Annotated in this window: 31 protein-coding genes; 7 read left to right on the forward strand and 24 right to left on the reverse strand. The window is 40.4% G+C overall.

Annotation, left to right across the window (positions count from 1 at the left end; translation table 11 throughout):
- Positions 1-8: 8 nt before the first annotated feature.
- The 14 genes from V4P57_RS04565 to V4P57_RS04630 all read right to left on the reverse strand — a co-directional run bounded on the left by V4P57_RS04565 (position 9) and on the right by V4P57_RS04630 (position 16,021).
- Positions 9-989, reverse strand: coding sequence for a phage tail protein (locus V4P57_RS04565; protein WP_455466906.1), 981 nt, complete (start codon positions 987-989; stop codon positions 9-11).
- Positions 982-1,989: a transglycosylase SLT domain-containing protein gene (locus tag V4P57_RS04570; protein WP_455466907.1), complete on the reverse strand. Its 1,008-nt coding sequence runs from the start codon at positions 1,987-1,989 to the stop codon at positions 982-984. The genes V4P57_RS04565 and V4P57_RS04570 overlap by 8 nt, the downstream gene beginning before the upstream one ends.
- Positions 1,989-4,202, reverse strand: coding sequence for a hypothetical protein (locus tag V4P57_RS04575; protein WP_455466908.1), 2,214 nt, complete (start codon positions 4,200-4,202; stop codon positions 1,989-1,991). The genes V4P57_RS04570 and V4P57_RS04575 overlap by 1 nt, the downstream gene beginning before the upstream one ends.
- On the reverse strand, positions 4,195-6,018 hold the full coding sequence (locus V4P57_RS04580) for a hypothetical protein (protein ID WP_455466909.1): 1,824 nt from the start codon (positions 6,016-6,018) through the stop codon (positions 4,195-4,197). Before V4P57_RS04580 ends, V4P57_RS04575 begins: the two co-directional genes overlap by 8 nt.
- Positions 6,018-7,073: a tail fiber domain-containing protein gene (locus V4P57_RS04585; protein WP_455466910.1), complete on the reverse strand. Its 1,056-nt coding sequence runs from the start codon at positions 7,071-7,073 to the stop codon at positions 6,018-6,020. Before V4P57_RS04585 ends, V4P57_RS04580 begins: the two co-directional genes overlap by 1 nt.
- 1 nt (position 7,074) lies before the next feature.
- Positions 7,075-7,458: a hypothetical protein gene (locus V4P57_RS04590; protein WP_455466970.1), complete on the reverse strand. Its 384-nt coding sequence runs from the start codon at positions 7,456-7,458 to the stop codon at positions 7,075-7,077.
- 41 nt (positions 7,459-7,499) lie between these two features.
- On the reverse strand, positions 7,500-8,957 hold the full coding sequence (locus V4P57_RS04595; protein ID WP_455466911.1) for a hypothetical protein: 1,458 nt from the start codon (positions 8,955-8,957) through the stop codon (positions 7,500-7,502).
- A complete protein-coding gene (locus V4P57_RS04600; protein WP_455466912.1) occupies positions 8,957-9,655 on the reverse strand; it encodes a phage adaptor protein in 699 nt (232 codons plus the stop codon). Before V4P57_RS04600 ends, V4P57_RS04595 begins: the two co-directional genes overlap by 1 nt.
- Positions 9,656-9,726: 71 nt before the next feature.
- On the reverse strand, positions 9,727-10,158 hold the full coding sequence (locus V4P57_RS04605) for a hypothetical protein (protein WP_455466913.1): 432 nt from the start codon (positions 10,156-10,158) through the stop codon (positions 9,727-9,729).
- Positions 10,159-10,188: 30 nt separating this feature from the next.
- On the reverse strand, positions 10,189-11,331 hold the full coding sequence (locus tag V4P57_RS04610) for a N4-gp56 family major capsid protein (protein WP_455466914.1): 1,143 nt from the start codon (positions 11,329-11,331) through the stop codon (positions 10,189-10,191).
- 95 nt (positions 11,332-11,426) lie between these two features.
- The gene (locus tag V4P57_RS04615; RefSeq protein ID WP_455466915.1) at positions 11,427-12,338 is read right to left on the reverse strand and encodes a hypothetical protein; all 912 of its coding nucleotides are present in this window, start codon (positions 12,336-12,338) and stop codon (positions 11,427-11,429) included.
- Between the two features lie 11 nt (positions 12,339-12,349).
- Positions 12,350-14,404: a portal protein gene (locus tag V4P57_RS04620; RefSeq protein WP_455466916.1), complete on the reverse strand. Its 2,055-nt coding sequence runs from the start codon at positions 14,402-14,404 to the stop codon at positions 12,350-12,352.
- A complete protein-coding gene (locus V4P57_RS04625; RefSeq protein WP_455466917.1) occupies positions 14,389-15,714 on the reverse strand; it encodes a PBSX family phage terminase large subunit in 1,326 nt (441 codons plus the stop codon). The genes V4P57_RS04620 and V4P57_RS04625 overlap by 16 nt, the downstream gene beginning before the upstream one ends.
- Positions 15,695-16,021 carry a hypothetical protein gene (locus tag V4P57_RS04630; RefSeq protein ID WP_455466918.1) on the reverse strand — a complete coding sequence of 109 codons (327 nt, stop codon included), beginning with the start codon at positions 16,019-16,021 and terminating at the stop codon, positions 15,695-15,697. Before V4P57_RS04630 ends, V4P57_RS04625 begins: the two co-directional genes overlap by 20 nt.
- A gap of 285 nt (positions 16,022-16,306) precedes the next feature.
- On the opposite strand from V4P57_RS04630, the gene V4P57_RS04635 reads away from it, so the two are divergent.
- The gene (locus V4P57_RS04635; protein ID WP_455466919.1) at positions 16,307-16,762 is read left to right on the forward strand and encodes a hypothetical protein; all 456 of its coding nucleotides are present in this window, start codon (positions 16,307-16,309) and stop codon (positions 16,760-16,762) included.
- A gap of 58 nt (positions 16,763-16,820) precedes the next feature.
- Entirely contained in the window at positions 16,821-17,519 is a 699-nt protein-coding gene (locus V4P57_RS04640; RefSeq protein WP_455466920.1) for a hypothetical protein, read from the forward strand.
- Positions 17,520-17,614: 95 nt separating this feature from the next.
- On the opposite strand, the gene relB is transcribed toward V4P57_RS04640, so the two are convergent.
- The 5 genes from relB to ssb form a co-directional block, all read right to left on the reverse strand.
- On the reverse strand, positions 17,615-17,842 hold the full coding sequence (relB, locus tag V4P57_RS04645; RefSeq protein ID WP_455466921.1) for a type II toxin-antitoxin system RelB family antitoxin: 228 nt from the start codon (positions 17,840-17,842) through the stop codon (positions 17,615-17,617).
- Positions 17,843-17,959: 117 nt separating this feature from the next.
- Positions 17,960-18,292 carry a type II toxin-antitoxin system PemK/MazF family toxin gene (locus V4P57_RS04650; protein ID WP_455466922.1) on the reverse strand — a complete coding sequence of 111 codons (333 nt, stop codon included), beginning with the start codon at positions 18,290-18,292 and terminating at the stop codon, positions 17,960-17,962.
- Positions 18,292-18,549: an AbrB/MazE/SpoVT family DNA-binding domain-containing protein gene (locus V4P57_RS04655; protein WP_455466923.1), complete on the reverse strand. Its 258-nt coding sequence runs from the start codon at positions 18,547-18,549 to the stop codon at positions 18,292-18,294. The genes V4P57_RS04650 and V4P57_RS04655 overlap by 1 nt, the downstream gene beginning before the upstream one ends.
- Positions 18,550-18,587: 38 nt before the next feature.
- Entirely contained in the window at positions 18,588-19,154 is a 567-nt protein-coding gene (locus V4P57_RS04660; RefSeq protein ID WP_455466924.1) for a hypothetical protein, read from the reverse strand.
- 10 nt (positions 19,155-19,164) lie between these two features.
- Positions 19,165-19,608 carry a single-stranded DNA-binding protein gene (ssb, locus tag V4P57_RS04665; RefSeq protein WP_455466925.1) on the reverse strand — a complete coding sequence of 148 codons (444 nt, stop codon included), beginning with the start codon at positions 19,606-19,608 and terminating at the stop codon, positions 19,165-19,167.
- 564 nt (positions 19,609-20,172) lie between these two features.
- Here ssb and V4P57_RS04670 point away from each other — a divergent pair.
- Complete coding sequence (locus V4P57_RS04670; protein WP_455466926.1) at positions 20,173-20,601, forward strand: type II toxin-antitoxin system HicB family antitoxin; 429 nt, start codon at positions 20,173-20,175, stop codon at positions 20,599-20,601.
- 566 nt (positions 20,602-21,167) lie between these two features.
- Here V4P57_RS04670 and V4P57_RS04675 read toward each other — a convergent pair.
- From V4P57_RS04675 to V4P57_RS04695, 5 genes are all read right to left on the reverse strand, one after another.
- Positions 21,168-21,485 carry a hypothetical protein gene (locus V4P57_RS04675; RefSeq protein WP_455466927.1) on the reverse strand — a complete coding sequence of 106 codons (318 nt, stop codon included), beginning with the start codon at positions 21,483-21,485 and terminating at the stop codon, positions 21,168-21,170.
- Positions 21,486-21,663: 178 nt separating this feature from the next.
- Positions 21,664-22,161, reverse strand: coding sequence for a hypothetical protein (locus V4P57_RS04680; protein WP_455466928.1), 498 nt, complete (start codon positions 22,159-22,161; stop codon positions 21,664-21,666).
- Entirely contained in the window at positions 22,103-23,173 is a 1,071-nt protein-coding gene (locus tag V4P57_RS04685; RefSeq protein WP_455466929.1) for a hypothetical protein, read from the reverse strand. The genes V4P57_RS04680 and V4P57_RS04685 overlap by 59 nt, the downstream gene beginning before the upstream one ends.
- Positions 23,163-23,642, reverse strand: a complete 480-nt coding sequence (locus tag V4P57_RS04690; RefSeq protein ID WP_455466930.1) for a crossover junction endodeoxyribonuclease RuvC — start codon at positions 23,640-23,642, stop codon at positions 23,163-23,165. Before V4P57_RS04690 ends, V4P57_RS04685 begins: the two co-directional genes overlap by 11 nt.
- Positions 23,643-23,827: 185 nt before the next feature.
- Complete coding sequence (locus V4P57_RS04695) at positions 23,828-24,094, reverse strand: helix-turn-helix transcriptional regulator (RefSeq protein ID WP_455466931.1); 267 nt, start codon at positions 24,092-24,094, stop codon at positions 23,828-23,830.
- Between the two features lie 98 nt (positions 24,095-24,192).
- Between V4P57_RS04695 and V4P57_RS04700 the strand changes: the two genes are divergently transcribed.
- The 4 genes from V4P57_RS04700 (at position 24,193) to V4P57_RS04715 (ending at position 26,570) form a co-directional block, all read left to right on the forward strand.
- The gene (locus V4P57_RS04700) at positions 24,193-24,795 is read left to right on the forward strand and encodes a S24 family peptidase (RefSeq protein WP_455466932.1); all 603 of its coding nucleotides are present in this window, start codon (positions 24,193-24,195) and stop codon (positions 24,793-24,795) included.
- A 167-nt stretch (positions 24,796-24,962) separates the two neighbouring features.
- Entirely contained in the window at positions 24,963-25,343 is a 381-nt protein-coding gene (locus tag V4P57_RS04705; protein WP_455466428.1) for a hypothetical protein, read from the forward strand.
- Between the two features lie 63 nt (positions 25,344-25,406).
- Complete coding sequence (locus tag V4P57_RS04710; RefSeq protein ID WP_455466825.1) at positions 25,407-25,769, forward strand: antA/AntB antirepressor family protein; 363 nt, start codon at positions 25,407-25,409, stop codon at positions 25,767-25,769.
- A gap of 72 nt (positions 25,770-25,841) precedes the next feature.
- On the forward strand, positions 25,842-26,570 hold the full coding sequence (locus V4P57_RS04715) for a Rha family transcriptional regulator (RefSeq protein ID WP_455466430.1): 729 nt from the start codon (positions 25,842-25,844) through the stop codon (positions 26,568-26,570).
- The last annotated feature ends 25 nt before the right edge of the window (positions 26,571-26,595 follow it).

The following is a 26,595-nucleotide window of genomic DNA, read 5'->3' on the forward strand; positions in this document are numbered from 1 at the left end:
CGAAAACCTCACGATTTTATAGCATAAACAACTGTTGCATTCACAGGTCGCGTTTCTGCCTCACCCGTTGGGGAAAGAGTAGCTTTGTGCGTGTGGGCACCACTAGGTTCTGTTATTCCTGAGTTTTTAAAATCACCAAAAGCAGAATTCCTACCACCTATTGGACCAGATCCTCTGTCAGTATCCCAATAATAAAACTTGTGTGTATGCTCGCCTGCTTCTTCAATGGTGCAATCATGGGTATGCGATTTTATGCTATCTTTTTGTTCGGTTGCAAAATTTCTCTTTGGGTCTACACCACGACCATCATCAAAGCCGCGTAAAAACATTCCTCTAAAGTCAGGAACTTTAAAGGTTGTATCGCTGTCTTTTCCCCACTTATCACCTATTGCTTTGAACAATTGCGGATAATCTTTGCATTCATAGGTTGCACCATCACATAAAAGCCAACCGCTTGGCACTTCTTGCATAGCAAAGGTTGCAATAAACCCTGAGGGAAAAGTTTCTACCTTTGGAGGTGGGAGTGGTGTGGGATTTAAGAGATACCAACCATCATGTTCTTTTGTTGATGCATCACTATTATAGGCTATTGCATAAATACCGCCTTTTTGTAATTCACCACCCTCTAATGGTACAATACCCATGTTTGTGGCTTTATAGAGTGGCTTTGCCCCTATATTATTAACATTTATTGTTGTGGAACCCACATTCACACCACGTGCTTTAAAACGTAGAATGATATCATTTTTGTATTTTGCTATAGGCGAAACAGTTGTTAACGTTATAGATGTTGTTTTATCTTGCCCATTCACCATAAAGTTTGCATCAAGAGAACCACCATTATCTGCAAGATATTCACGTACACGTTGCATCATTACCCGTGCACTATCGTTGACAGAACTAGGTGGTTGTCCTTCTGCCCAATTAATAACGCTATCTGAATGCGCATTTTCATCAGCTATTAACGACCAATCATAAATATCAGACATTATAGACCCCCGTTCTTCTTAATAACTCTTCCCGTAATTGTTGCTCTCTTTTCTGCCCATATGAGCGAACAGAACTTCTCCTTGAAGGATCAATCAAGGGAGTTAAATCTATCGGGTGTGCACTTGATTGTGAAAACCCCGCCATCATTGGTTTCTGCATCATTTGTTGGTGTACCATCTGTATTTGTTGATCTTGCGCATCTGCATTGTATCTAATCAAATCAACTGGATTCATCACACCCTTTTTAAGAGCACCAGCATCAATGCCTTGCCCCTGCAATGGTGTATTTTCCATAGCCTGACTTGTGGGAGCATCTCCCTTTTCAGGTACACTCATTCTCTTTGGTAATGGCATGTCATAGGCCATCAATGGTTTTTCCACTTGATCGCTTTGCATTGCCTTTTGTAACCGTTCAACGCCGCGCAATGATTGCTTGTGTGACCAGGCATCATCTGGCAATGAAATTGTTTTGTTTTTAGCTATTAGCAAATTATTTTGCTGCGGTTGTCGTGTTTGATTCGAATCGTCTGTTGTTTTGTTGTACAGCTGATAAATGTGGTTCATAAAATCCTCTGCTGTAGCTTCGCTGTGACCACCATTGAGCGTGACTGCTTGTCGACCTAAAAGCTGGCTTGCTGGCATATGTGGATTTTTGATAAGCTTTACTGCCCCTGCTGATCCTTGTTGATGTGCGAGGTAAAGCTCTGCCTCTGATGGCTCTCTGCCTAATGCTGTGGCCAAATAACGTGCATTGTCCCTCGTCAATCGCGCCATAGCATCAGTTGCTTGAAAGGGATCAAACTTGTTTTTCAATTGATAGTGTTTTGCTGTTGAATCTAAAAATTGATAAAGTCCCCCTGCACTGCTTTTGTTATTTTTTGCATTTGGATTACCATTACTTTCTATTATAGCTACCCGTTCAAGAAAGCTTTCTGGCAAACCATATTTTTGTGCTGCCTGTGAGATAGCGCGTTTCACATTGGGATGAAAATTGATCATTAGTTTATAACCATTCTATCAGTACTGCTATTAAAAAGAATTCCAAGAAAATTGATGAATTTTGTGTGATCTTCTTTTGTTATTAAGCGTTTCTTTTCTGCTTCATGAAACTTCTTAATTAATTCAACAGCTTTTTCCCTTGCTAACCCAAACTCCCCTTTTTCCCGTGCTGTTATGAGAGCCGCAATATCTCTCTCAGTATCTCTATGCACTCCTAAGAGTTTGCGTCCCCATTCCCTTGCGAAAATTTTCAAAGCAGTCTTGATGAGACCAATCTTTCCTACACTCATCACTTGTTCTATTTTCCTTTCTTCCACTTCACCCATATGGTTTGGCAAGCGTGCAAACAACCTTGTTCTTTCCACTTCTGGCCGCAACACTTTCATCAGTTGTTTTGCTTTATCCTCACCAAAAATCTGCTGTAATTTTTCTTGCCCATTTTTTGTGTCAAACAAACTCAAAAGGCTGTGTTCAAAATTCCGCGCATTGCCTGCTGCATGTTCTATTTGTGACCGTATACCTTTTTGAAAAGCATCTTTTTCCATCAACCCCAAATCCGAAAGTTGACTGTTGATTGTATCAAGATCAACACTCTTCTTCAGTGCTTGTTTTCCTCGCTCTAAAGCATCAGCAATCTCGAGCTCACCATGATAAATTTTTCGTGCTTTAGCGTAATCTGGAGATGATGTATCCAAAATGTCCAGAATGCGTTGTTTGAACAGAGTCAAATCTCGAGCATACCCCCGTTTTCCTTTGATACGAGCAGAGTTAATTTGGTCATCCAAAACCTCTTTCATTTTATGTAAAATCCGCATATTCAGCTTTGGATATCCATTGCTCCCTATAACTGTTGCATTCACTTCATTTGGCATTTGCGCAATTGCTTTTTTGTATGTTTTTTGGAATGCGGGGGTTTCTTGCAAGAGCGATAAATCTTTACTTACAGCATTTGAAATGGGAGAATCTTTCGCCCTCTCATAAAATGGTTCAGCCTTTTTCTGTGCTTGCTTGATAATCTCTTCTTTTAAATTGAGCGTATCTACTCTTGGACCCATTACATCTGTCAACGCATCCCTTACCCGCATAGCACTCGCATCTTGTCTTTCACTCAAACGATTACTTACGAGTGAATATGTATCAGGATCTTTTTTTGCTGCCTTAAAAGCTCTTGCAGCAAGGTCGTCATGAAGATCAATAATCATTGAATCAGGACCACGCAGTTTTAATGCTCTCTCAAGATTATCAACACCTTCATCACCTAAGGTACGGCTTACATCTTTAAGTGCTCTCTTGCTTATTTTAAATGCCTCTTTTTCTGGCATTTGTGCGGCTTTTGCTGCCATTTCAGCTGGACTTATAGGTCCTCTCAATGCCGCTTTGAGCGATTTTGTCACAAAAGGTGTCACTTTTGATAAACCACTGGCAACAACTGGAGTTACAGCACCTAACCCTGCACCAACCCCAGCAGACACTAGAGTATCTGCAAGCCCTTCCCCCTCACCACTGCCTGCTATCGCTCCGTATGTTGCTCCGGCTTTTGTTGCACGCCACAAGCCAAACTTTGCCGCCTCTTTGCTTGCCGCTGTTTTTATTGCTGCTTCACCTGCTGCTTTTGCCGCTGCCCGTTCCGCACCCTCTACTAAAGCAGATTGCACCGCCCTTTCTCCTGCTGCTAAAGCTTTACTGGTTATTTGTGCTCCTGCAACACCTGCTCTACTCCCCAGCACAACATCAGCCCCAATTGCCGCACGAGCGGCAGCAGTAGCCCCTGCCGCGGGTGGAAAGATAGCAGAAGCAATTACGGGTGCCGCAGCACCCGTTAAATTCCCAGCAAGAGATAGATAAAAATGATCTCGGTTCGCTGCTCTTTGATAATCACGCCATCGCTTTGTCACTTCATTATATTTTTTGACAGCCTCTTTATATCCCTTCAACCAAGAAGTAAGAGTCGCTGCTGATATTCCGGCTATTTCATCATCATAGCCCATAGTTAACCCATGAAGAGCCCCCCATCCAAAAGCACCAGCACCACTTGGATGTGGACCATCTTCTTCTGTTTCTTCTGTTGCACCTTTATTTACTGTAGTAGCACCACTTAGCCTTTCCTTATTCTTCGAAAAAAGCTCTTGAAGCTGTTCTGGTGTATAGTCACTTATATGCCCAATGACTCTTGTGTTTTTACGATTAATAAGAGGGGTAATTACTTCAGCCATTGGTTTGTTTCTCCTTAATGCGCCCGTCGCTATCAACGAACAGCATGCCTTCCGGCAATGCTTCTATCTGTTTTTCTAGTGGATCATTTGACTGTGCATGATTTCCCTTATAAGCATCTTCCCCATAGGCGGCTCGAACGAGCTCGCTTGTTGCTTCTGCACCACCAAAAAGAATTGCGCGCGTTGCTGCATTGGATTTATTGAAAGTGTCAATAACTGTTTTTAAAGATTTCTTCATTTGCTCTGCAGAAAGATCTTGATACAGTGCTGCTACAGAGTTTTGCAATGCTTGCAATTCCATATTAGACAAATTCCCAAAGCCAGATGCACCATTTGGTGAAAATGCTTTTGCTTTTCTCAAGGCATCAAGCCCGATACTTGCCTTCAATGAATCAAGCATATGCCCGAAATCTTTTGCCTTAGAATTAGGAAGGAACGACCCTATAGAACCCGTGAAACCAACAACATGCGGATATTCCTCAACAATCTTTAGCAATTCTTTAGATGCTGAGAGTATACGATTGGACCTATCTGCTGTTTCCAGAATTCGCATTTGCGTTTGTTGGTTTTTACGCTCCTCCTCCTTCTGTTCTTGAATTAATTTATGTTCTGCACCACTGCCTGCAATTGGCACCGCACGTATGCCATTGGGTGCATTTTCATCCTTAACAAACATATAGCCAGCTTCAGGCTTTGATACTGTACTACCCGCATCACTCCCAAATCCAGAAGAAGAACGCTGTCCCCCTTGAACAGGTATAATTTTCCCTGTGCTTGTTGAAATTTGATAAGCCATATCCTCAGGCAATCCCTGTTCTGCCTTTTCTGCCGCTGTCAATGTTCTATAGCCTTCTTGAGGGCTTAACGTGCTGCCTATAAGTTTCATGGCAAGATCAGGATATTGCACAAGGGCTTGTGCATCTTTATCACTATATCCTTTAGAGCGTAAAAACTCAAAAATTGGTCTATTTTGAGCACGTACATTATTGCCCTGCCGCATAACAAGCGCTGCATTTGAAAAACTTTCTTGCGGTGTTTTTCCTGATGCTAACCCTGCAAAAAAATCCATTAAATGCTCGGAAAATTCTGATTTTCTAAAACGCTCCCATAAGCTGTTTGGATTTACGTCTTTATGGATAAAATTCCCAACTGCGTTTACATAATCCGTTGCCTGATCAGAAAAAGCTTCGGCTTTTAAATGTTTTTCTTCCGGCAAAGATGTATGAGAAGGTGTTTCTTCATTTTCAGAGCTCCTTCTTAAAGCTTCTTCCGGCATAGATTGTTTATTGCGTCCTGCAATATAATCCATGGCATCTTTCTGCTGTTGTTGTGCTTCATTCTCATCAGGTCTATTGATGTTTGCAACAAGTGGAGATTGTGGAATCAATGATTCAACATCTCTCTGCCCTGAAAACTCATGCTTATCTTGCTCTAACCCCTCTTTTTTCTTGACAAAATAATTTGAATAATCCGGTAAGGGAGGCGCTTGGCGTTTTAAGTCATCAAGTGACATAATCAATTCTGCTGGCGTTTTTTTCCCGCCTTCTTCTACTCCCGCATGAGAACCACGAATAAGCCCACCAAAATTGACTTTTTGTGGATTATCAGATCCGTCGGGAGCATCAAAAGGGTTTGTGCTAAAAGCAGCACGTTCCAAAAAACTGGGCTTGTATCGTCCTTCAAATGGCGTAGTTGGGGGTGCAGAAAGCTGTTTGAACAAATGCTTAGGGAATTGAGGAAGAATTTGGGTTATGAGAGCATGAAAAAATTTGGGATCAAATAATCTTGATATACCATTCGACTCTTGTTGTTCCATCACTGCACCCTTTCCATTTCAAATCCAAGCTTGCTATAATCAACATGCAAAAAGCCTGTCGCATTATTATAAAAAACCGCCTTCGGATTTGACTTCAAAACATCCTGCGCCATTACACCGCGATAGCGCTCTGGGTGCCCCTTGTAGTTATATTCATAGAGTTTGTAGCCATTTCTCTGTCCAACTTCCATGATGTTTTCCTTTGCTCTTCTATCGCTAAGCCCAGCAAAAGTACCAAGAATGCTTCCAACATTCCCAATAATTTGCCATGGATTTGGTCTTGGTTGCGGAGTAAACATCGTCGTTTGTCCCGTTTGCATTCCGTAATTTCCAGCAGAAGCCGCACCAGCTGCAAGTAATTTACTTAAGTGATCCCAATCAAGATTGTTCTGCTGCTCCCACTTTTGTCGCTCTTCATCTAATTGCTGCTGATGATTGGCATCAAGCAAACCACCCCCAGCCAACGCATTGATATTAGCCTGACTTTGACCTTGAAAAAAGTTGTTAGCGCCAGCCAACTGATTTTGGTTTGCTTTGTCGATTAAGCTGTTAGCATTCATCATATTGTTGACGTCTTGGTTATATTGCTGCGACAAAGCCTGGGTTGCTATACTGCCTAATTCATCCGCAAGAACACCCGTATGCGCACCGGAGCCATAACGACCAGCCCCGGACAGCGAGCTATTAATCGTGTTTGTCGCTTTATTTAATGTGTTCTGAAGCGCTTCATTAAAGTAAGGATTATTGCCTATCTCATGACCAGAAGCCATATTTTTTAAATTTTGGCTGGTTGAATTTTGTCCTGTGGCTAATCCATTTAAGGTACCGTTATGATAATTATAAGCAGCGTTGTTAAGCCCACTGATGGCATTCTTTGTTTGATCACTTAAACCTGCTACACGTTCCCCCTCATAAACGGCTTTTCCGCTGCCTTGATTGTAAAAATTCATGGCATCCTTAGCAGCACGTTGAAAGATGCCCTTTGCCCATTCAGGTGGTGCGTTTGTTTGCGTTGTATTTTGCGTCGTCTGAATTGGTTTTGAACTTTTTCCCATGTTAAAGCTGCTTTCTATATTCTAAAAGATTAACGAAATAGCCATGCGATTTAAGGGATTTTTCCCACCCGCGCCGGCCTATAATGACAAGCTCTTTCGCCCCTTTTTCTTTATAATAGGATTCAATCTGTGGAATGAGCTTAGTTAACAGTTCTCCTCCTTTTCCCCCAAGCGTAACAATAACTGCCCGCAGTGTTCCAGTGATGAGTTTCTGTAACTCTGTTGTGACATGCGCCATAAAATTTTCCTGCTCATCCACAATAATCCAAAGGAGCTTTTCCCCCTTTAAAATATCATTTAAAATGCTCTGAGGAGTATAATCGTCAGAGAATTTCTTCTGAAAGTAAGATATTGATTTTAGGACATTCTCAAAATAGGGAGCCATTTGTTCAGCGCTCCATTTTTCTGTGTTATAAATCTTAAAACTCATCTTATGCCTGCAGGTTTGAGTGTCACATCAAAGCCTGTTATATGAGTCCATGGCGTGCCCTCTGGTATTCTAAGCCGTAAAGCATGATAACGCGCTCTAGAGCGGATATTGTACATCCCACTGTTATAGCCCGCATAACGTTCTTTAGCCCAATTTAATTTGTTTTTGTCATCAATGAGGAAAGCAGCTCCGACACTTAAAAAACCATTTGTCGTATCAGCCTGAACAAAGGCTTCACTCATAAGATTGATTTGCCTCCCTGTATCTCCTACAGTTTGGGAAGCAATAATCGCTTCCATAGGAGAGCCAGCAAAAAAACCAAATGTGTTATCTGGAATAAACGCTCCCAACATTGGCGCGCCATTTTGCCACATTTTACTATCAAGAGAAGCGCGTAAATCCCTCAGGCATGCTTGTACTTCGTCTAAGCCTTCTAATGTGTAACCCGCCGCAAAGAGGGGAAATAAGAAAAGTCTCCGGCCTTTGATGACACTCCATATTTGCAAGAGCCAATCATAAACATAGATATTCATCCCCATAATATCGTCATTTATAGAAAAATAGACGCGTGAATAGACCGGATCGATACAGGCTTTCATCTCATCAATGGAAAAATTATTGTAAAGCGTAAAGATGGTTTTATCGACTTTTCCAAAACCAATAGGCAACATCTCACCTGTATTATTGATTTGATAAAAACCATCATCAGAGACAAAGAACGTATAGTCTCCACGACTTGCAATAGCCGCACTGCTTTTTGCTCCTATTTTATCTTTTACTTTTACAAAACTGAAGATTATTTTAGAGCCTGGAACAAATGTTGCGTGGTAAATGGCTGAGCGCATAAAAATAAATGGGTTGGTTGCTTCTGTTGCTCCTTGCACATATTCACCATCCGGGAAGTCCTGATAATCGGAACTTTTCTCACCAACCTTCCAATGTGTCGCATCGTTTAAACCTGACCACTGAACACGATTAGGCTTGTCTGTTAATTTCATCAAACACACAAAATCTCCCCAAATACGAACAAGCCCAGCACGCGGGGGATTTCCGCCTAAATCATCAAATCTGTCTGCTGTCTTTAACGCAAGTATTTGCGGCGCGTCGTTGTTATTAACAGCAATGATGTAATCGCCAAAGACAGCAAAAGACCAAGGTGCCGTTTCATTGGCATGATACTGTTCACCAAGTTTGCTTACGTCTTTCCACCCGCGCGTGCTGTTGTCATACTCGTAAAGCTTTGTTGAAGAGCCTACAATGATGCGCACACCGCTCAATGACCGTACAGCATACACCCCCAAAATGACATCTGGAAAAGGTTCTGAAACCGGTGCAACATTAGGAAATGGAATATAGGAATTGGGTGCAGGCAAAACGTTCACTATCTCACTGGAATAACCGCTGTTAATAAATGCGACATCTGGTCTAAACTCAGCAATAGGAATAAAGGTCATCAAAAATCCGTATGTTGAACTTTGAACAAATTCTTGCGCCGTGACGTCTCAATTTTAAGCGCATCGAGTTGCTCTTGAAACATGGCAAAGGCCGCCGCCGCCATCTGTGGTTCTTTAATAATATTGGTATAAATTTCATATTTTGCGCGGGTTTTGATCAGTTCATAGGCTTCCAAAAACCATATTGAAGCCTCTTGTGCACTCTCAATATCTTTTATTCTCACAGGATCAAGAATAAGCCTGATAGAATAAATACGGTCTGGGATTGGATACAAGATAAGCTTTTGTTCAAAATAACTGTATCGCGTAGGCATGCCACGGTTACAATCATTCTCAAGGCTTTCAATAGCGAGAGGATCTGCATGCAAAAGTTTTGATTTGCTGTGATTATCTTCATAAATGTAAGCATCAACAATTCGAACAGCATCCTGAATAACTGGATTTTCTTCGGCTCCATAGCGACTTTTACCCTTTAGAGTGGTAAAAATAACTTCACGACTTTCATTAAAATAAAAGGGCAATCGTTCACAAAACCGAATGGCTGAAAATATCGCCTTTTGAACTTGATCAACATATTCATCTGTTTGATCATCTATTTCATCCTGAATATCCTTTAACATCTGAATGAAATTTTTATCATGAGGAAAAATGGTCTGGTTTTCTACAATTGGACCACTTGTCTGTATTATTATTGTCATATTACGCTCTTCCAAATGTCTTGGAATATCTTGAGAGAGGGGACGTAAAGAACAAACGCCCCCTTATGCCTTTAACGATTTGTGTAAAACTCAACAATCACCTCAACATCACCTTTGGTGCTTTTCTTGTCTCGTGTCATGTAGAGCGTATTCTCAACCTCTAATGGAACATTTCGTGCAAGGAGCGGAAGTTTAAGCTCTTCTACACCAGCAGTGGCAAGCGTTGCAGAACCATAATCACTGCTATTTGGCTCTTTTCCAAACTTAGCTGTTGCTCCTCCAAAATCCGTCAATGTATAAACCGTAATGCCCTTGATAAGAGAATCGCGGGGCAAAACGCCAATTTTTGTCGTTAATCCGCGGTCTGTATATTTCACACGCGCGCGCAAAAAACTGACCTGCTGCGTATGGCTGTTGCATCCTTGCAAAATAAGCGGCATTCCCTCATCGGTCACACCAACAGTACCAGCAGATAGTCGCACAATTGGCTGTTGTTCTTCCATAATTGTAATCCTTTAATAAAATTAAAATAGTTAGTTCGCTTCAGCAAAAGAAGGGATAACAATGGTACCAAAATCCTGTCCCCCTTGATCAGAATGAGGCAAGGTGTATCGTGATTTTTTCATGCCGATAATGGTTTTTGCTGCAACACCAAACTCACGTTGATAATCAAACAGTTCTTCAACAAGTTTGTAGCGTGTCCCGCCTTTCCCATCGCCTCCTGTTGCACCATTGCCAACACGTCCATAAGCCATGATAACGCTTTGCGCTCCAAGCAGAACAGCACGGCGAACAGATGCTACAGGTTCCTGTGTCTTTGAATTGATACCATTTGGTACATGCTCTGCCTCACGTAAAATAACACCGTTATACATACCCAAAGAGCCATCAAAAATGGGATTCTTAGCACCCGAACCATCATAAGCTGCTTTGCTAATGTCTAACCATTGCCCACTCTTTGTATTGGTACGCAATTGGGTAACCTGTGTCGGATGGAGATACAACACATAAGCCGATTTTCCATCAACACGGACAGGACGCAAACGTGGATTAGCAAGTTTAGCCCGTTCAACAGCTTGATCTATAAGATCTAATGTAAAAACATCCTCTTTTGTAAGTTCTTCATCCGTCTTTTTCTTAGCTGGGCGAATAATACGCAATTTGCTTGGCTCTAATGGAGCATTAAAACCATAATGCACGGGTTTAAGGGTTATGGTGCGTCCTTCAAATTGAATCCATGGTGCTGTATAACCTGCTGCCTGAATGAAAAACATCAGGCTTAAACGGTCTGCATACCAGTCAACAAGTCCATCTTTTGCTTCCTCACGTAAGTTAAATAAAACACGTTGCTGATCAATAGTGCCTTCATATTTAACGCGTACAGCATGAGAAAGCTCGTTGATGCGCACCGTTTCATTCATAAACTGAAGTGCTTCTTCATTGCCTTCCAGCGTTTGTCCCTCGCTAACGCCATCCCCCATAAGTTGGACTCGTAGTCCACTCGTCACAGAGTCACCAGCCGATTTTCCTAGCATATCCAATACTTGAATAATGCTGTTTTTGCCTTTTCCCATAAGCGGTGCAATGGACAACGCTTTTGAGGTTTCTGTATTTAGCATCTTAGCCCACACGCCAACGGCTAATGGATCATTGAGCTTTACCTGTGTTACTGCCATTTCAAACAATGCCTTTCTTAGTTTTAAAAATGCCTTACGGCTCCCCCCAAGCAACAACAATCACTTGGTTATCTGTTGCGCCATCGCGCACATCTTCACGCTCTGCTCATAATTTCTTCAAATTTTTGGCGATTTTTCTCAACCCATGCTGCAAATTCGGCTTCTGGCATGGAAAAAAGCGTTCTCATATCCATACCACCTGTTGGAACTTGCCCGCCGCGCGCTGTAAGCGTCCGCGCTGCTTGAGAGCGCTCTTGAAGGGCTCCTACTTCGTCCTTAACTGGCGCTCCACTATAGCCAAAAGCCTTCGCTTTTTGCACCAAAACCTCAATTGGATTTATACCGGCTTTCTGACACTGTTGGCATATTTGGCGCAATTCAGCACCAATTTGCTGTTGCCGTGCCACAGGGTCTTTCCATTGCGGATAAAGGCTCGCTTGCGCCTGCAGAGTATTGTCTGCTATTTTGTAGAGATAATCGGTGATACTGTCTAAATCTGGATATTTATCTTGTACCTGCGCTTTGGCTTCCTCGAAATAATCCCCTAATTGCTGCCGCTCGTATTCTTCTTGTCTCAATTGCTCCTGTTGTTCTCTCATATGAGAAAATTCATCAAGCAACCTCTGTTGTTCCTGTACCTTATGACTAAGCCACGCGACATGTGCTTTTGGATCATCTTCTAGGGTGGGAATATTTTCATCACGGCGGCGCGTGATTTCTTCCTGCATTACAGCATATTTTTGCGCAAGTTCAATAGCCAATTCACGCGCTTCAATGGCGCTTTGTTCTGCCTTTTGGCGTGCTTGCCGCTCTTGTTCTAATTTATCAAATTCTATTGCATCAGAATTTGGTTGCTCCTGAAGTGGTTCTACAGGTGGCTGTTCATAACTTTCCTCTGCATCAAGAACTTCCTCAACTTGTTCAGGCTCGACCAACTCAACAGCATTATCACTGGCAAAATGTTCATCATAGATTGCTTGTTCTTCAGGAGTAAACTCTTCTTCCATTTTCTGTTCCTTCAATGTGCTATTATATTTTTTGTCAAAACTCGATAGTGTTCCAACTGTGCCTGTAAAGCTTTGCGTTCTAAATCACGCTGCGCTATCTCATTTTTTGCCTGTTGCAACTCAAGCTGCATCCGCGCTTGTTCTTGTTTCAAGAAAAGTTCGATATTTTTCTGCTGCAATGCCGTTTGTTTCTGCTGTGCGTCGAGTTGATAGAGTGTGTTCTTTGCTTGTGCTTCCTGCTGTAAAACAGCAATCTTTGCTTGTTGCTCTGGAGTTAATTGCGCCCCTTGGCTTTGTTGCATCATCTTCTGTTGCTGTTGTTCTTGTTGTGCTTGCTGTGCCTTTGCGGTTAAACTTGCCACAAGTGTTGCTGGGAGTGGTGAAAGCTTAAGAAGATCTGGAATCATCTCCGGTGTTAAGAACCCACCAAGCAAAGGCAACATCTGCGTAATCGCTGCAAAAGTTTTCTCTTTTTCATTGGGGCTTGTCGGTGAATCATCAACAATAATGTCATACTCTAGAGTCGTCACAGCTTCACGCGTTAAGGGCACATACTGCGCATTCTCTGATCCAGAAATCCGTACCAAACGACCATCTGACAAATAATTCTGAATGAGATAAAGAATAACCTTTCCCTGTCTGCACCGATAAAGCTTAAGATTATCAAATAAGCCTGCGAGCAAATTTAGTGTCGATTGCCGGCGTGTATTTTCCAGCACATTTGCTTGGTTGACCTCTCGTGTACCTATAAATTCAGGCGATAATCCTGTTACGTGCGTTATCGCCTCACGCGATTCATGAAACAGCTGAAAAAATCCATTGGGGAATTGTGCACTTGGTTTTGGTTGCACTTTTCCTCCTGTAAGCGCCCCCTTTTCTAACCACGTAATCGTATCCGTTCGAGCCCAACTCTCTAGTGCCTGACGCTCATCATCAAAGGCATCGCGTTCTGCCATCAAACCGCCTTTTGCCTGACTATTCAAAATATACATCACTTGGCTAAAATATTTATTTGACCATTTTTGCGGATCTTTTGCGGGGCGAACAATACCGTAAAACTGGTTTTTAAGCTTATCCAGTGTACCCGTAATACATTCCCACCCAAGCTGCCCATCCGGCGCTAATGGTCTATCAGGCTTTGCTAAAAGGCGTCGTCCCAAAAAGGCGCGCTTGACCACTTTTTTATGAAAACGAACAGCTTGTAGCTGCGGCGCCACCATTTGAATCTGTTCAAACTCTTGTTTGCTATAATTGCGCATCTGCCCGCTTTGGAGATCAGGCGCCTTATAATACGCTTCGTACTCAAACCAACGACACTCAACCAGCGTAACATACCGTTTTCCAGAAAATGACTCTGATAACGAAGCGGCATTGGAATTCTCATGATATGCATCAAGCGATACATGATACTCCTCAGAAGCGGTTGTACTATCTGTAGCCCAATCGGCATGAATATCCTCAAATGCCACATCAGGAAAAAGACTTTGTGCATCCTCAACGGATTTGCGATCAATATACCACATACGTTGTGCATCAACCAGATTTGGTCTTACAGCATTAGCATCCCAAACCATTTTCAGTGGATCTAAACGCCTTACGGTAGGTGCTCCTTCAGGATCTGTTTCATAATCCAAACACGTATCTGTCCAGCCCATGCCACAAATGACCATATCCTGAAAAGCATCGGAATCGGCATACTCTGCTTCCGCCTCATCGCGAAACCATTCTGCCGCTCCAGTGAGCAATTCATTGGATATCGCTGCTCCTACTTGCCGTGGCTGAAACTGCACCTCACGCTTGTTATTACGCTCTGCCCCAACAATGGCATTCACAAGGGGGGCAATACGATTAAAGGTCATGACAGGGCGGCGTTGTGTTTTTAAAACCGCGAGGTCTTCCTCTGACCACTGACGGCCATTATAAAAATCAAAATCCTCACGAGCCTGCTCACGCCACTCATTCACATGTTCAATATCTTCTGCGTACCAGGATTTGAGGCGCTTATAGAGCTCATACTCATCAAAATTTGTCGTTTTATGAAAGTCTGGACTTAAAATGCCATCCATGATGCCGCTTCTCTTTCCATAGTGCGATAACGTTCTTGCTGGGGTTTGACGCGTGGTGCTTCATAAACCACGCACATCAATCCAAAAGCATCTGCTCCATGGCTTGACCAATCATGCTCAGCCCCCAAACCAATGCCGCGTTTTTCATCCCACTTCTCGTGATACCAATTCAGTGCCTTACGACCCGCTACCGTCGTTTCTTCATGAAACCACACAGACGGCAAAATACGACGCACCGCCTCGATACGCATCTTGACTGCACCAGCCCCCTGGTTGGGGACAACCTGCGTTTCAAAACCCGCATCATTTAAAGCACTTTCAAAACTCACATTATGTACACGGTCTCTTGTCGCGCCATCATGAGGGAGAACCATCAAGGCTTTCTCGTAGCCATTCTGACGCAACCAGCCTATATGCTCTGATAACGGCTGTCCCTGTGCTTCATAATAATCAAGTACTCTTATTTCCCTGCCAACAAACTGAGCTATCCATATCGCTGTTGCATCTGCCTTAGCGCCTGTTCCACCAATGTCCCAAAAAGCACGCACTTGCATCAAAGGGTCACGAGCAACACGACCTATCCGCCCCTCTTCCTCAACGACCAACATTTCTCTTTGATAGTAAGCTCCCTGAATAGCCTTAAGGTATTCCCCTTCCCAGATATTTTTATAGGTTTCAGGACGATTTTTCAGATCATCAAGCCGCGCTTCATTCAAAATCTTTGGAAACTTCGGATTATCTGACCAGTTTATCTCTATACGCTTAATTGCCTCATTCTCTGAAAAACGAAACCGTTTCTCAACGGGAGCATTTTCCCGTAAAGGATTCCAAGTGACCCATAACTCGGCTCGCCATCCCTCTCCTTCTTCACGCAAGGTCGGAATAAGCGTCTGCCAAGCCGTTTCTGTAACCGGCTCTGCTTCATCCACCCAACACAGCAAAATACGTCCCATCGATTTGATACTGGCTATATTGCGGTCTAATCCAGAAAACTGAAAGGCTATACGACCATCAACCGACTTAATCGAAGACTCCCCAACCTTGTAATAGTCCCTTAAAAAATCATGGGATTCAATAACGCGTTTAATCTCTTCCAAAGAACTCTCAGCAAGAGAATTTTGAAACTGACGCGCACAAAGTATAGTGCCCGCTATCCCTCCCATGCCAAATTGATAGCCTTTCAAAGCGGCCATCAAAGCAAATGACCGGGTCTTTCCAGACCCTCTTCCTCCAAAAGCCGCTCGTACCGCTGCCTTACCTGTAAAAATCGGGATAAGCTTTGGAACAATCCTAATCTGTCGTGTCGTCATTAACCAATGGCGCTATCTCTACACGCCCTACCATCTTAATTGCCCCGCCATCCTCACCTGTCACTTGCAGTGGCAATACCTTTCCAAGCAGGGATAAATAAGCCGCCGGGCATTTAAGCGCTTGCTTTTCGAGATAAGAGATCAACCCCTCATTACCATACTTATTACCCGCTCGCTCAGCAGCTTTAATCACCGCCTCCTTTAAAATACGTGTCGTTTTATTTGGCACACCTTTTACCCGCCCTTGACCTGCCTTTGGCGGCGTTCTTTTTGCTTGCGGAGCCATCTCTGTATTTTCTGCTGTCATCAAATACTCTCTCCAGATAACAAAAAACCCTGCAAACGCAGGGCTCCAAACAATCATATCAATTTAATAAGAAGGGTTATAACTGTAATTTTAGACGCAATTCAACCAGTGCAGTGGCGTCATTAAATACGATTTTTCATATCCTGTCAACAAAAAAATCATGATATTGTGTATTTTTTATTTTTTTACCTAAATCTAGTGTATTTAGCACCAAGCAATTCACAATTGTATCCTCTAAACGAATCAATTACATGATCAGAAGCTAATAAAAAGCGGGGGAAAGTAATGGAAATAATCATAGTAATAGTGGGTGTGCTCATACTATGGGTTATAGTCTCTGACATGCGGGAAGAAGCAGAGAATGGTCGGAATACAGAATTTCAAGGTACTCTTTTATTAGTCATAGTACTTGGGATGCTTTGGTATCTTGAATTTTCAAGAAACTTTTTATTAGTAGTAGCAATTTTGTTGTTTGCTTGGAGAAATTACCTAGGAATAATAGCAAATTTTGAACATGATCACTTAGTCGAACTCTCTCAGATGGCGTTTGATCATGAGAATGAAAAAATTAATAAAGCGATTATACAACGAAACGAAGCAGTTAAGGAAAACAGTAGGATGGTCGATAGACACTACAAAGCGATTAAGGAACGAGAGAAAATAATTGAGGAATTATCCGAAAAGCTTTGGCAACAACAGAAACAGATAATGATAATGGAGAAACAGAATAAATCTGATTAAGAAAAAAATCAATTAAAGGTTCAATACTATAACTGATAATTAATAAAAAGGGGAGAAAATGTGGTTTATTATAGGAATTGTAATCCTTATTTTAATAATCCCAATATTAATTGATATTATTGCATTAGTAATCCACGGTATTGGATTATTTATAGAGGGCATAGTTGAAATTCTAAGCTCAATACTAAGTGTGGTAGGGAGCATACTGCTAACAATAATGTTACCAACAGCAGAAACTATTGATTATGCCTTTACAAAGGATAAAAGCAAATGGAACGAAATAATTGAGAAGCGGGAAGAATTTAAAAAACATAGAGCGATTAAGAAAAAAAGCGGAGAAAAAACGATAAATTATTACTTTCGTTTTGCTAAACGCAGCTTATTTTTACTCTTGCGTCTCGTAGCGCTCTCCTACTTCGCAGCAGCAGCCACTATAATAATCATGTTTCTTACAGGGTACACATTTATCATGTGTTTTCCCCACTCTTTTCTTCCTTATTTGCTAGGGACAATCATTTTAATGCTTACTCTTCCCCTTACAGTCTGTATGGCACCAATCCAATATAGAATACAAGCGCTACCTGTTTCATTTTTACTACAGACAATGCTTCTCTGGCTTCAGTTTTGCGAAAACCTCTCTATTGTACTCTATATCGCATCCCTTGAACTATTCGTATATATATTATGTAGCTTTTCTCACGCAGTATTTATAGCCGAACTATCAGAAGAGCAATCAACTGCCTTTGAAACATTATAATAAACATTTACCATTTAGTTTTTCTGTCAAAATATTTATGAAGCGCGTTAAGAGCGACCCGCAATGAATTCAAGTGAGGGCTTTTTTTTTCATATCTAATCGTCCAAGCCAAGCTCTTTCCTCACCTCTTCAGAGCTATAAAAAGTACCCTCTCCCCTTCGAACACGCTCCCTTACTTGTGAGGCTAAATAATAATCCTCCGCTTCTTCTATTCCACGTTCAATAATCTCGCGCAAATAGAAAGATTTTGTACGTCCTGTCTTAAGCGCTAAATCGTTCAAACGCGTTTCAAGATCACTTGGCAACCGAATAGATATAGTCATAACGCAATCCTCACCTCATTATGTATTCATTGTAATACAAATACAACTTACTGTACAGAAAAACGTTTCATATCACATTGCTTACTTTAGCGCCGTTCTTAAAGATGCATAAAGAAACTATGTGAGAAATGTTGATAGTTTAGCGAGCACTTCACTCATAATCACGGAGGGAACAGTTTCCATTTTCTTCCCCTGACGCGCTACTATATCTAAGGCACGTGGTTGGTCACAACGTATCACACCCGTTGTATGTAATCCCACTCCCATTAATGAGACAGCAAAACCTGCTGTTCTAGCAAAACTTCCGCTACTCGTAATGGGCAAAACAATGGGTGTTTTTGTTACACGATTAAACGCTTCCGGTGAAACAATCAGTACAGGACGCGTTCCTTTTTGCTCATAGCCAGAAGTTGGGTCAAGCGATACAAACCAAATTTCACCCCGCTTCATTACAAGAGCTCTCTGCCAATAGACTTAACATCGAACCATTCCGCATCTTCATCCACAAAGTCATCTGAAGGATTACATTGGGCTAATAACTCTTCAAGAGTATAACTAGGAGATAGCTGTGGCTTTACAACCAATCGTCCATTGTCAACTGCCAAACCAACTTGCGCATTTTCAGTAAGGTGAAGAACATCAAGCAATGCGGGCGGAATAGAGAGCATAACTGACCCTCCAACTTTACGTAATTTTGTTGTATGCATAAAATGCCCTCTCTAATGTTATATAAAAATATAACATCCTAAAACCCATGATTCAATAGCTTTTTATGCTTTTGTGTAAAATGTTTAAGAAGCGCATTAAGAGCAATACGCAATGAATTCACAAGATATGGTAATTCTTGATCTTCTATAACAAGGTATTGTAATGCAGCATAAAAATTATGCTGTCTGTAAAGGTGTTGTGTTTCTTTTATTACCTCTTGCATATTGAAAAACTGTTTTGTTGCAAATTCAACCCATTTTTTTCTAGCTGCTTCATCAGAAGTTGTAGGCATTTCATCATAAATTGCCCCAGGCAAGCCTTTGGAGCATAGATAATTATTCCTAACTTCAAGATATTTTTGCGCAGCATCATACTGGTCTCGCGTGAGAGCACCCTGTAAACAAAGTCGCCCAATATAAGTACCAGCAAGCGGATTTTTGGCATCTTCTATGGTCAAACCAAAGCGCTTGGCACGCATTTCTATGGCTAATTTATCAATGGGGTCATGTGGCATTTTTACCTGTGAGATACGACCATTGGGTTCACTGATACATCCCTTAATACATGAATGTCCACGTTGTGCAGTTTTTTTTCTATTTGTCATATTTTTTCAATCAAAATGGCATGCTGTCATTAACAGATATACCATAATCAGCAGCTCCTGAGGCGATAGCATAACTTTGAGAAGTAATAGGGGCAGGAGTAGATTGATCTTTTTTTGCATCAAGCAAATATAATTCACCTTTAAACTGTGGCAAAATCACTTCTGTAGTATAATGATCGATGCCTTTTTTATCTTGCCATTTACGTGTTTGTAATTTGCCTTCTATATAAACCTTTGAGCCTTTGTTGAGATATTGAAGAGCAACCTTTGCCAAATGTGGATTGAAAACCACCACTGAATGCCATTCGGTTTTTTCTATTTTCTGATCGGTATTTTTATCTTTATAACTTTCAGAAGTGGCCATACGAAAATTAACAACCTCAGCACCTGATGGCATTGTTTTGCTTTCAGGATCAGCACCAAGATAACCAATGAGTATCACTTTATTGAGCATATTTGTATATCCATGAAATCTACACTTTGATATATAAAAATCTTAACATAATTTTCATATTTTTTCAATTTTTTTCAATTAATTAATAATACTTTTTAAAGTATTACATTATAATATTATTTGATAAATCGTTCATCAAAAAACCATGTTACATAAATGGCACGGCTTTCTTATTTCTGCTTTTAACTTTTCAATAAATATCTTCTCATTAAGATCTGGATCAAACTTTTTTGTTCGATTTATTATTGATGGTCGAACCTTTTTGTGCGATATTTGTTTTATAAAATATTTAAGAGGAGGATGAATTGAAACGAGAAGCGCTGCTTAGAGAGTTACGTAAAGAATCCAGAAAAAGAAGCATTCATTACAGTGAAACTCCTGATGCAGGCAAAGGGTCACATTATTTGGTAACTTTTGGAGATAAGACAACCGTTATAAAATCTGGTGAATTGACTCCACTTTACGTGAAAATAATAAAAAACAGTTGGAGATATGAGTTACTTTTTCACAGGCTGTTAATTTTTCGTTTTAAAAGCATTTCGATCATGGTGAGGAGACTTAAACATGGAATATACCTATCAAGCAAAATTGGAAGCTGATCCAGACGGCGGTTTTATAGTAACTTTCCCAGATGTACCAGAAGCAATTACAGCTGGAGAAAATCAAGCTGAGGCGCTAGAAAATGCCGCTGAAGCTTTGGGATTAGCGTTGCGCAGCTATCCTATGCGCGGTTTGCCCCTGCCTACACCAAAGCAACATCAAGGCCTTATCACAGTGACAGTGGATGCTTGGAATGTCTTTAAGCTGGCAGTAATAGAGGCTTTTAGTGAAGCCAACATTACAAAAACAGAATTAGCTAATCGTTTAGGTAAAAAAGAAACAGAAGCGAGACGCATTCTTGATCCACATTATCCGACTAAGCTTCAAACACTGGAGCAAGCACTAACAGTTCTTGGAAAACAGGTAATTATTACAATTAAGGATGCGGCATAATCTTATTCCCGCCTTTAAAGGCGGGAATGATGAGCGGGTGTTTCTTAAAATTAAATAATTTCTACGATGTCTTTGCAGCAGAGAATCGTACTGTGTTGATGAATATATTTATGATACTGTGCATACAAACCACAACAAAAAGTAGATACATCAAAAAAATATACCAAAGGATGGTATCCACTGAAAGAGTGAATTCATGCTCAAGATACCCAAAAACAGTGGGATAAGAAATCTCTTTATGTGGAACAATTAAAACGACAAGCGCTAAAAGAATTATATTCAAAAGTTTGTGCATATATCGATGAAAACTAGATGCTATGATATTCCAAGATGTTGCATTTTCATATTGGTATTCTGGGTCAAAATGTAACTTTGATGGAAATTTAGAATTGCATAAAATTGTAAAAATAGCCGTTATCATTACCAAAAAAATAGACGATAATATTAAAACATCCTGAATAAAATCAGAATTCTTCTTTGCTCCCAAAAAATACAAGAATATAAAAATTATAATACAGCATGAGGTTTCTATTTGTTTTTTGTAAACATTTTTATTTCCTAGTGGTTTACGATAATTTTTTAATCTTTTTGTTGATTTCTTCTATGAGAGATTCGAGATTCAAAACGCTTTTAGGCACCGCACCCCCATAAACCCACGCTTTCACCTGCGCTTTGGTACTGAAATCTGTTTTCTCTGGCATGTCATAGTACTGACAGCCTTCAAACTCCTCATATTCTCTAGAACCATCCTCATGCTCATAAAGGTTATAAAAATACTCAGCACAACCAAGCCCCCATGGCACGTGACCAATAGCTATTGCCACAAACTTTTTTTGCATGGGCTGTTGACGTTTTGTTAAGAATATGTGTTTTAAGATTTTCATATCTTAAATCCTTAATTTTACCATATGGATTTATTTGCCTCAAATTTGATCGTACAGTGGCGTTTTAACTTCTTATGTAGAATTTATCAAAAAAACTTTAAATCGCTCTGTACGGTGCCTTTTTGTCGATTTAAACGCATATCTATTCCAAAAAAAATCAGCACTTTTCACTATTTTGCTAACCTGCAATGTTTTTCACTGCTCCCCCAATCCCATTTAAAACCTCTTCAAGCTTTTGCTTTTCAACCAACGTGAGTGGTCTTGAATTTTCTCTCAATGCCTTTTCTTTCAGTCTTTTTTCACGGGTGTTCAAGACAGCCTTGCGGACAAGATTGGCTTTCGTCAAAAGAATGTTTTCCAAATCACGACATAATCTTACTAACTCACGGGTGCTTGGGAAAAACGTATCCGATAAACCTTCTACCTCATCGCATAAAATCCGTTTAATCGTTTTCATCAGTGACCACGCAGAAATACTTTCCAAAACCATTCCATAGGTAAGAGCCATACCTTCATGATCTGCCTGTTGCGAAATTTTCAAACCACACGAAAGCATCCGAATTGCCTTGGCTATGTCCTCTTTACTCGCTTTCACTGAAAACAATTCGTGAAGTTGATCACAAGCATCTAAGGCAATCGTTTCCTGCTGTCTCGTTAATTGCTGTCCATCCTTCAAAACCAAGGGAAAGCCCGGTGCTATCATCTCGTGAATTTGATTCAAAGTAGCCTCGAGATCCGATATCAAGGATGCTGTCTGCGATGCGTTCACCAATGCTTTTTTGCCTTTGAGAGTGATTTCCATTGTTTCCACCTTGTTTATTTTTTTGATAATCTTTTGAATTTCTTACCCAGTTACGCCATGTCGCTGGCCAATCACGCTTGGTTGCATCCTTTCCAGATTTGGCAGTCCAGTAATCTCGAAATTTTGCAATCTCGACTTTGACACGCTCTGGAGGCAAGCCCTCTGCAATTGCAAAATCGTAATCGGGTTCGAAGTCAGCTGGTAATCGACAGCCACGGTCATCTCTCACCCGCTTGGCTTTTTGGGGAACGTTTTCTTGCTCGTGAAGGGATGGGTGGTTGTCTGCACCTGTTGCGATTTGTTCTGGTTGGCTCTCAACAGCATCAACCTCTGTTAGCTCGTGAACCAAATCGATAGTTTCTGAATTCTCAGAAACAATTTCTTTTTTTGCTAAAACGATAGTTTTAGTTTTTTTATTATAACTGTTAATGTTATTGTTATATGGTATCGATCCCGTATCGCTTTCGTATCCAGTCCGTATAGATTCCGTATCACTTCCGTATCCAGTCCGTATAGATTCCGTATCACACTTTACATCTTTTTCTTTAGATTTTTTCCATCTAGCATTGACAGCTTTTGATGCAGCTTCTGATTTTCCTACGCTGTCATTTAATTCTTCTTCAACATCTAGATTCCATAAACGTCCATCTGCTAAACGAATAATATGACCTGTACTCTGTAAAACATCTAATGCTTTTACAAATGTTTTGAGTGAGTAGCCCGTATAATTAGCCCAAACCTTAATATTATTTAAAAGAGGTTCACCTGTGTGAAGCATTTGCAACCGTAACCTCATGTATATATTCCCTTCAACAGAAGACAAACAAGTGAGATCAAGAATCCACCTATCTGCAAATAGCCTCGTCCATGGTAATTTACTGGACATGCACACCCCCTTCTTTCATTAAATATAAAATTGCCAAAGCATCTGCTTCATTATCATCTTGCGGTGCGTGCCCTTTGTCACACATCGCCTTAATCATTTCTTCTTTTGAGGCATTGCCTTTTCCTGTCGTTGCTTTTTTAATTGTGCCAACAGGAATGCCTTCATACGGTATCTGGTGGTGTTCACACCACGCTGTTAATGTCGCTAGAAAGCCCCCATAAACATGGGCAGCATCCGTACCCATATGACGCCTTACCTCTTCAAAATACACCGCATCGATTTCATCAACAGACCTCTTTAGTTCAGTAAGCCACCGTTTAAAGCGTAAATAACGCATGCCACCACCTTCAAAACGGCGTGTGGGAAAATGTTCTGTATCGCTTGTTATACGACCATCCACACCACAAAGCGCCCAGCCCGTCTTAGTGCCTAGGTCAAGACAAAGTGTGGTTTGTGAATTAAAGCTCATGATCCCCCCTTAAGGCTGTTGTGTATTTATACCTGCGCTGTGACAGAGCGTGTTGTGATTAGCTGTCTTGAAAAAATTATGCTTTCGGTATTTCTACAAAAGTAGATTAACTCACCTATTTATCTTGGTTTCTTTCGTCATAACTAATATTCTAACTTCATGGAGCTAAACGTAATAAACTTCACTTACTTTTCCTCATGTTGAGACTGCATCATTTCACTTCGCTTGCCCGGCTTCATGCAAACAGAGAAATCGTTGACAAAAGAGGTCGTTGAGTTAGAATTATCTTTCAACTGTTGCAGTTTTAAATAACTTTTTAATGATAATCCTTTGCCTTGTTCCCAACGACAAACAGAAGCTTGCTTAACGCCTAAAAGTTCTGCTAATTCCTTTTGTGTTAGAGATAAACACTTTCGGATAGATTTAATCTTTAATTTTTCCTTTGTGTCCATTTGAGTTGTCCATTATTTTTAACCATATACGCAATTGTATACAGTTTAATTAAAAAAACAATAGATTTTTTTAATTTAAAAATCATAAGTAATTAATTATGACAAAAAATATCATTGCTACATTGCAGGTATTGCAATCTGAATTTGGTCTCAGTCAACAAGATCTTGCAGATAGACTAAATGTAACCCAAGCAACCGTATCAAGATGGTTGGGGAGTGAGTCAGATCCTAGAGGGTCACACAGAGATGCAATTCTAGAATTATATAAAAGCTTAAAGGGCTATAACAAAATTACTACACTTGTTCCTGTTATGGGATATGTAGGAGCAGGGCTAGAGATTGATACAGACGTTGAACAAATTCCAGAAGACGGACTTGAAACAATTGAGATACCCTTTGATTTACCTTTTGAAGCAATAGGATTCATGGTTCGTGGAAATTCTATGTATCCTGTATATAAGGATGGGGACTTAATTGTAGTTAAATATCTGCAAACAAAGCCAGTGAGCGACTATTATGGTGATGAAGCTGTTGTTCTAACAGAAGACAATAGGCGATTCATCAAACAAATTACTCGCTCTTCAGAGGGCATTGTACTCAAATCATGGAATGCAACCCCTATTAAAAATGTTAAGATCAAGTGGATTGGAGAAATAGTTTCAATATTGCCCCGTAAAGCCTATCGACTTTTTATGAAATAACCGATTAAAGCTTTTGATTCTATTATTCTAAAGACAATATTTATACACAAATGCGAAAAAAGTGAAATATTCGTAATTTTTTTCTTGATTTTATTTATACGTTTGCGTATAAGTATCCCATAAAGCAAACAGAATTAATTGCTAAGAGGCGTAATGGAGGGGAAATTATGGGAAAACCAATTTTTATAAATTCAGATGAAATTCTCTTAGTCATATGTGAAAATGAGGTACAAAATCTCGCTCAGTCTGGACCATTTTACGAAGAAAATGACATTATCGACTTTATTGACGAAGCTGATAACGCTGTCCAAATCTTTCGCATTGAACCAGCTATGAACCGTTGTGAAGATATCTCTGAAGATATTGCCGATTTTTACCTTAAAGAACGTGAACAACAGTGTTTTGACGACATCATACCTCATGACTTTATTAAACACAGTGCAGCATACGGATTTTTTTTAGACGATATAAAACAGCAGCGATATGAAGATGAAATGTTTGGTACCTATGAACAGCAGCACCGATTGCGTCCTTGTGATGTGCTTTAAAATTTCTAAGGGCGTTTGAAAAAGCGCCCCCTTTCTCCATCAATCATTAACGAGAACAAATCTATGAACAGTCATGCCAAAAGTAAAGAGACTGAACGATACATCACACCCAAAAACGAGGGAGAGGATAAAACCGGTTACATCCCAATGGTCAATGCCCATGTAATGCATAGGCGTTTACATTTGAAACAAGATTTTTCCACTTGGTTTAATGATTGTGTTGAAAAGTTTGATCTGAAAGAGGGGGTGGATTTTGTTTTTACAAAAGAAGAATGGAACAGAAAAAAGATTTGTCCAAAATCTGAAATAAAAACAGATGAAATTGATAATCATCACTTCACAATTTACGCAGCAAAGAAAATTGCCAAAACAAAATACCACAGAAGCAAAAACACAGCATTATATCAAACCTTGTGTTTTGGTTAATTAAGGCAGTGATGATGCAAGACTTTATTAGAACATCTGAAAAAAATACGAGCTTCTTGAAAGGAGTTCATCATGCATAATCTTATGACAACAGCAGAAAACGATTTTAATAACCAAACGGTTCAAACTATGTCTAGCCGTGAGATTGCAGAGTTATGCGGTAAAAGACATGACAATGTAAGACGCGACATTAAGCAAATGTTAGGGGAATTATACTCTGAAGGGGGTCTCCTCAAATTTGAGGGCACCTATTTAGACAAACAAGGCAAGCCTCAAAATTGCTATCATCTCCCCAAGCGTGAATGCTTAATTCTTGTTTCTGGTTATAGCACTACTTTACGTGCAAAAATAATTGATCGTTGGCAAGAATTAGAAAAGCAGGTGGCGGTTCCACAAATCGATTACTCAAGTCCAAAAGCTATGATTGGCTTTTTGAATTACCTACAAGGGCAAATAGATCAAAAAGACACCATCATTGAAGATTTAAAGCCAAAAGCAATGGCTCTTGAAAGCTTACAACGCCATGATGGACTCTTTGGTCTTACAGAAGCCGCTAAAATACTCGAGATGCAACCAAAACAGTTCATTCAATTCTTACAGCAAAAAGGTTGGGTTTACAGACGATCAGTAGGTGGAAATTTGCTACCGTACCAAGACAAAATCCAAAAGAAACTTATGGATTGTCCAACCATCACACTTCAAACCGCAAGTGGAATAGAAAAATTCATTCCTTGCGCAAAAATCACAGCAAAAGGAATTGGTGTGCTGTCTCAAGAACTTAAAAGACAAAGCATGCATTAACAAAGGAGAAAAACTATGGAAAAGA

Source organism: Bartonella sp. B39 (genome assembly GCF_053795145.1).

Bases quoted from the DNA above. Each gene is read 5' to 3' on its own strand.
- V4P57_RS04565 (WP_455466906.1), bottom strand. From the start codon at position 989: ATGTCTGATATTTATGATTGGTCGTTAATAGCTGATGAAAATGCGCAT.
- V4P57_RS04570 (WP_455466907.1), bottom strand. From the start codon at position 1,989: ATGATCAATTTTCATCCCAATGTGAAACGCGCTATCTCACAGGCAGCA.
- V4P57_RS04575 (WP_455466908.1), bottom strand. From the start codon at position 4,202: ATGGCTGAAGTAATTACCCCTCTTATTAATCGTAAAAACACAAGAGTC.
- V4P57_RS04580 (WP_455466909.1), bottom strand. From the start codon at position 6,018: ATGGAACAACAAGAGTCGAATGGTATATCAAGATTATTTGATCCCAAA.
- V4P57_RS04585 (WP_455466910.1), bottom strand. From the start codon at position 7,073: ATGGGAAAAAGTTCAAAACCAATTCAGACGACGCAAAATACAACGCAA.
- V4P57_RS04590 (WP_455466970.1), bottom strand. From the start codon at position 7,458: ATGGCTCCCTATTTTGAGAATGTCCTAAAATCAATATCTTACTTTCAG.
- V4P57_RS04595 (WP_455466911.1), bottom strand. From the start codon at position 8,957: ATGACCTTTATTCCTATTGCTGAGTTTAGACCAGATGTCGCATTTATT.
- V4P57_RS04600 (WP_455466912.1), bottom strand. From the start codon at position 9,655: ATGACAATAATAATACAGACAAGTGGTCCAATTGTAGAAAACCAGACC.
- V4P57_RS04605 (WP_455466913.1), bottom strand. From the start codon at position 10,158: ATGGAAGAACAACAGCCAATTGTGCGACTATCTGCTGGTACTGTTGGT.
- V4P57_RS04610 (WP_455466914.1), bottom strand. From the start codon at position 11,331: ATGGCAGTAACACAGGTAAAGCTCAATGATCCATTAGCCGTTGGCGTG.
- V4P57_RS04615 (WP_455466915.1), bottom strand. From the start codon at position 12,338: ATGGAAGAAGAGTTTACTCCTGAAGAACAAGCAATCTATGATGAACAT.
- V4P57_RS04620 (WP_455466916.1), bottom strand. From the start codon at position 14,404: ATGGATGGCATTTTAAGTCCAGACTTTCATAAAACGACAAATTTTGAT.
- V4P57_RS04625 (WP_455466917.1), bottom strand. From the start codon at position 15,714: ATGACGACACGACAGATTAGGATTGTTCCAAAGCTTATCCCGATTTTT.
- V4P57_RS04630 (WP_455466918.1), bottom strand. From the start codon at position 16,021: ATGACAGCAGAAAATACAGAGATGGCTCCGCAAGCAAAAAGAACGCCG.
- V4P57_RS04635 (WP_455466919.1), top strand. From the start codon at position 16,307: ATGGAAATAATCATAGTAATAGTGGGTGTGCTCATACTATGGGTTATA.
- V4P57_RS04640 (WP_455466920.1), top strand. From the start codon at position 16,821: ATGTGGTTTATTATAGGAATTGTAATCCTTATTTTAATAATCCCAATA.
- relB (WP_455466921.1), bottom strand. From the start codon at position 17,842: ATGACTATATCTATTCGGTTGCCAAGTGATCTTGAAACGCGTTTGAAC.
- V4P57_RS04650 (WP_455466922.1), bottom strand. From the start codon at position 18,292: ATGAAGCGGGGTGAAATTTGGTTTGTATCGCTTGACCCAACTTCTGGC.
- V4P57_RS04655 (WP_455466923.1), bottom strand. From the start codon at position 18,549: ATGCATACAACAAAATTACGTAAAGTTGGAGGGTCAGTTATGCTCTCT.
- V4P57_RS04660 (WP_455466924.1), bottom strand. From the start codon at position 19,154: ATGACAAATAGAAAAAAAACTGCACAACGTGGACATTCATGTATTAAG.
- ssb (WP_455466925.1), bottom strand. From the start codon at position 19,608: ATGCTCAATAAAGTGATACTCATTGGTTATCTTGGTGCTGATCCTGAA.
- V4P57_RS04670 (WP_455466926.1), top strand. From the start codon at position 20,173: ATGGAATATACCTATCAAGCAAAATTGGAAGCTGATCCAGACGGCGGT.
- V4P57_RS04675 (WP_455466927.1), bottom strand. From the start codon at position 21,485: ATGAAAATCTTAAAACACATATTCTTAACAAAACGTCAACAGCCCATG.
- V4P57_RS04685 (WP_455466929.1), bottom strand. From the start codon at position 23,173: ATGTCCAGTAAATTACCATGGACGAGGCTATTTGCAGATAGGTGGATT.
- V4P57_RS04690 (WP_455466930.1), bottom strand. From the start codon at position 23,642: ATGAGCTTTAATTCACAAACCACACTTTGTCTTGACCTAGGCACTAAG.
- V4P57_RS04695 (WP_455466931.1), bottom strand. From the start codon at position 24,094: ATGGACACAAAGGAAAAATTAAAGATTAAATCTATCCGAAAGTGTTTA.
- V4P57_RS04700 (WP_455466932.1), top strand. From the start codon at position 24,193: ATGACAAAAAATATCATTGCTACATTGCAGGTATTGCAATCTGAATTT.
- V4P57_RS04705 (WP_455466428.1), top strand. From the start codon at position 24,963: ATGGGAAAACCAATTTTTATAAATTCAGATGAAATTCTCTTAGTCATA.
- V4P57_RS04710 (WP_455466825.1), top strand. From the start codon at position 25,407: ATGAACAGTCATGCCAAAAGTAAAGAGACTGAACGATACATCACACCC.
- V4P57_RS04715 (WP_455466430.1), top strand. From the start codon at position 25,842: ATGCATAATCTTATGACAACAGCAGAAAACGATTTTAATAACCAAACG.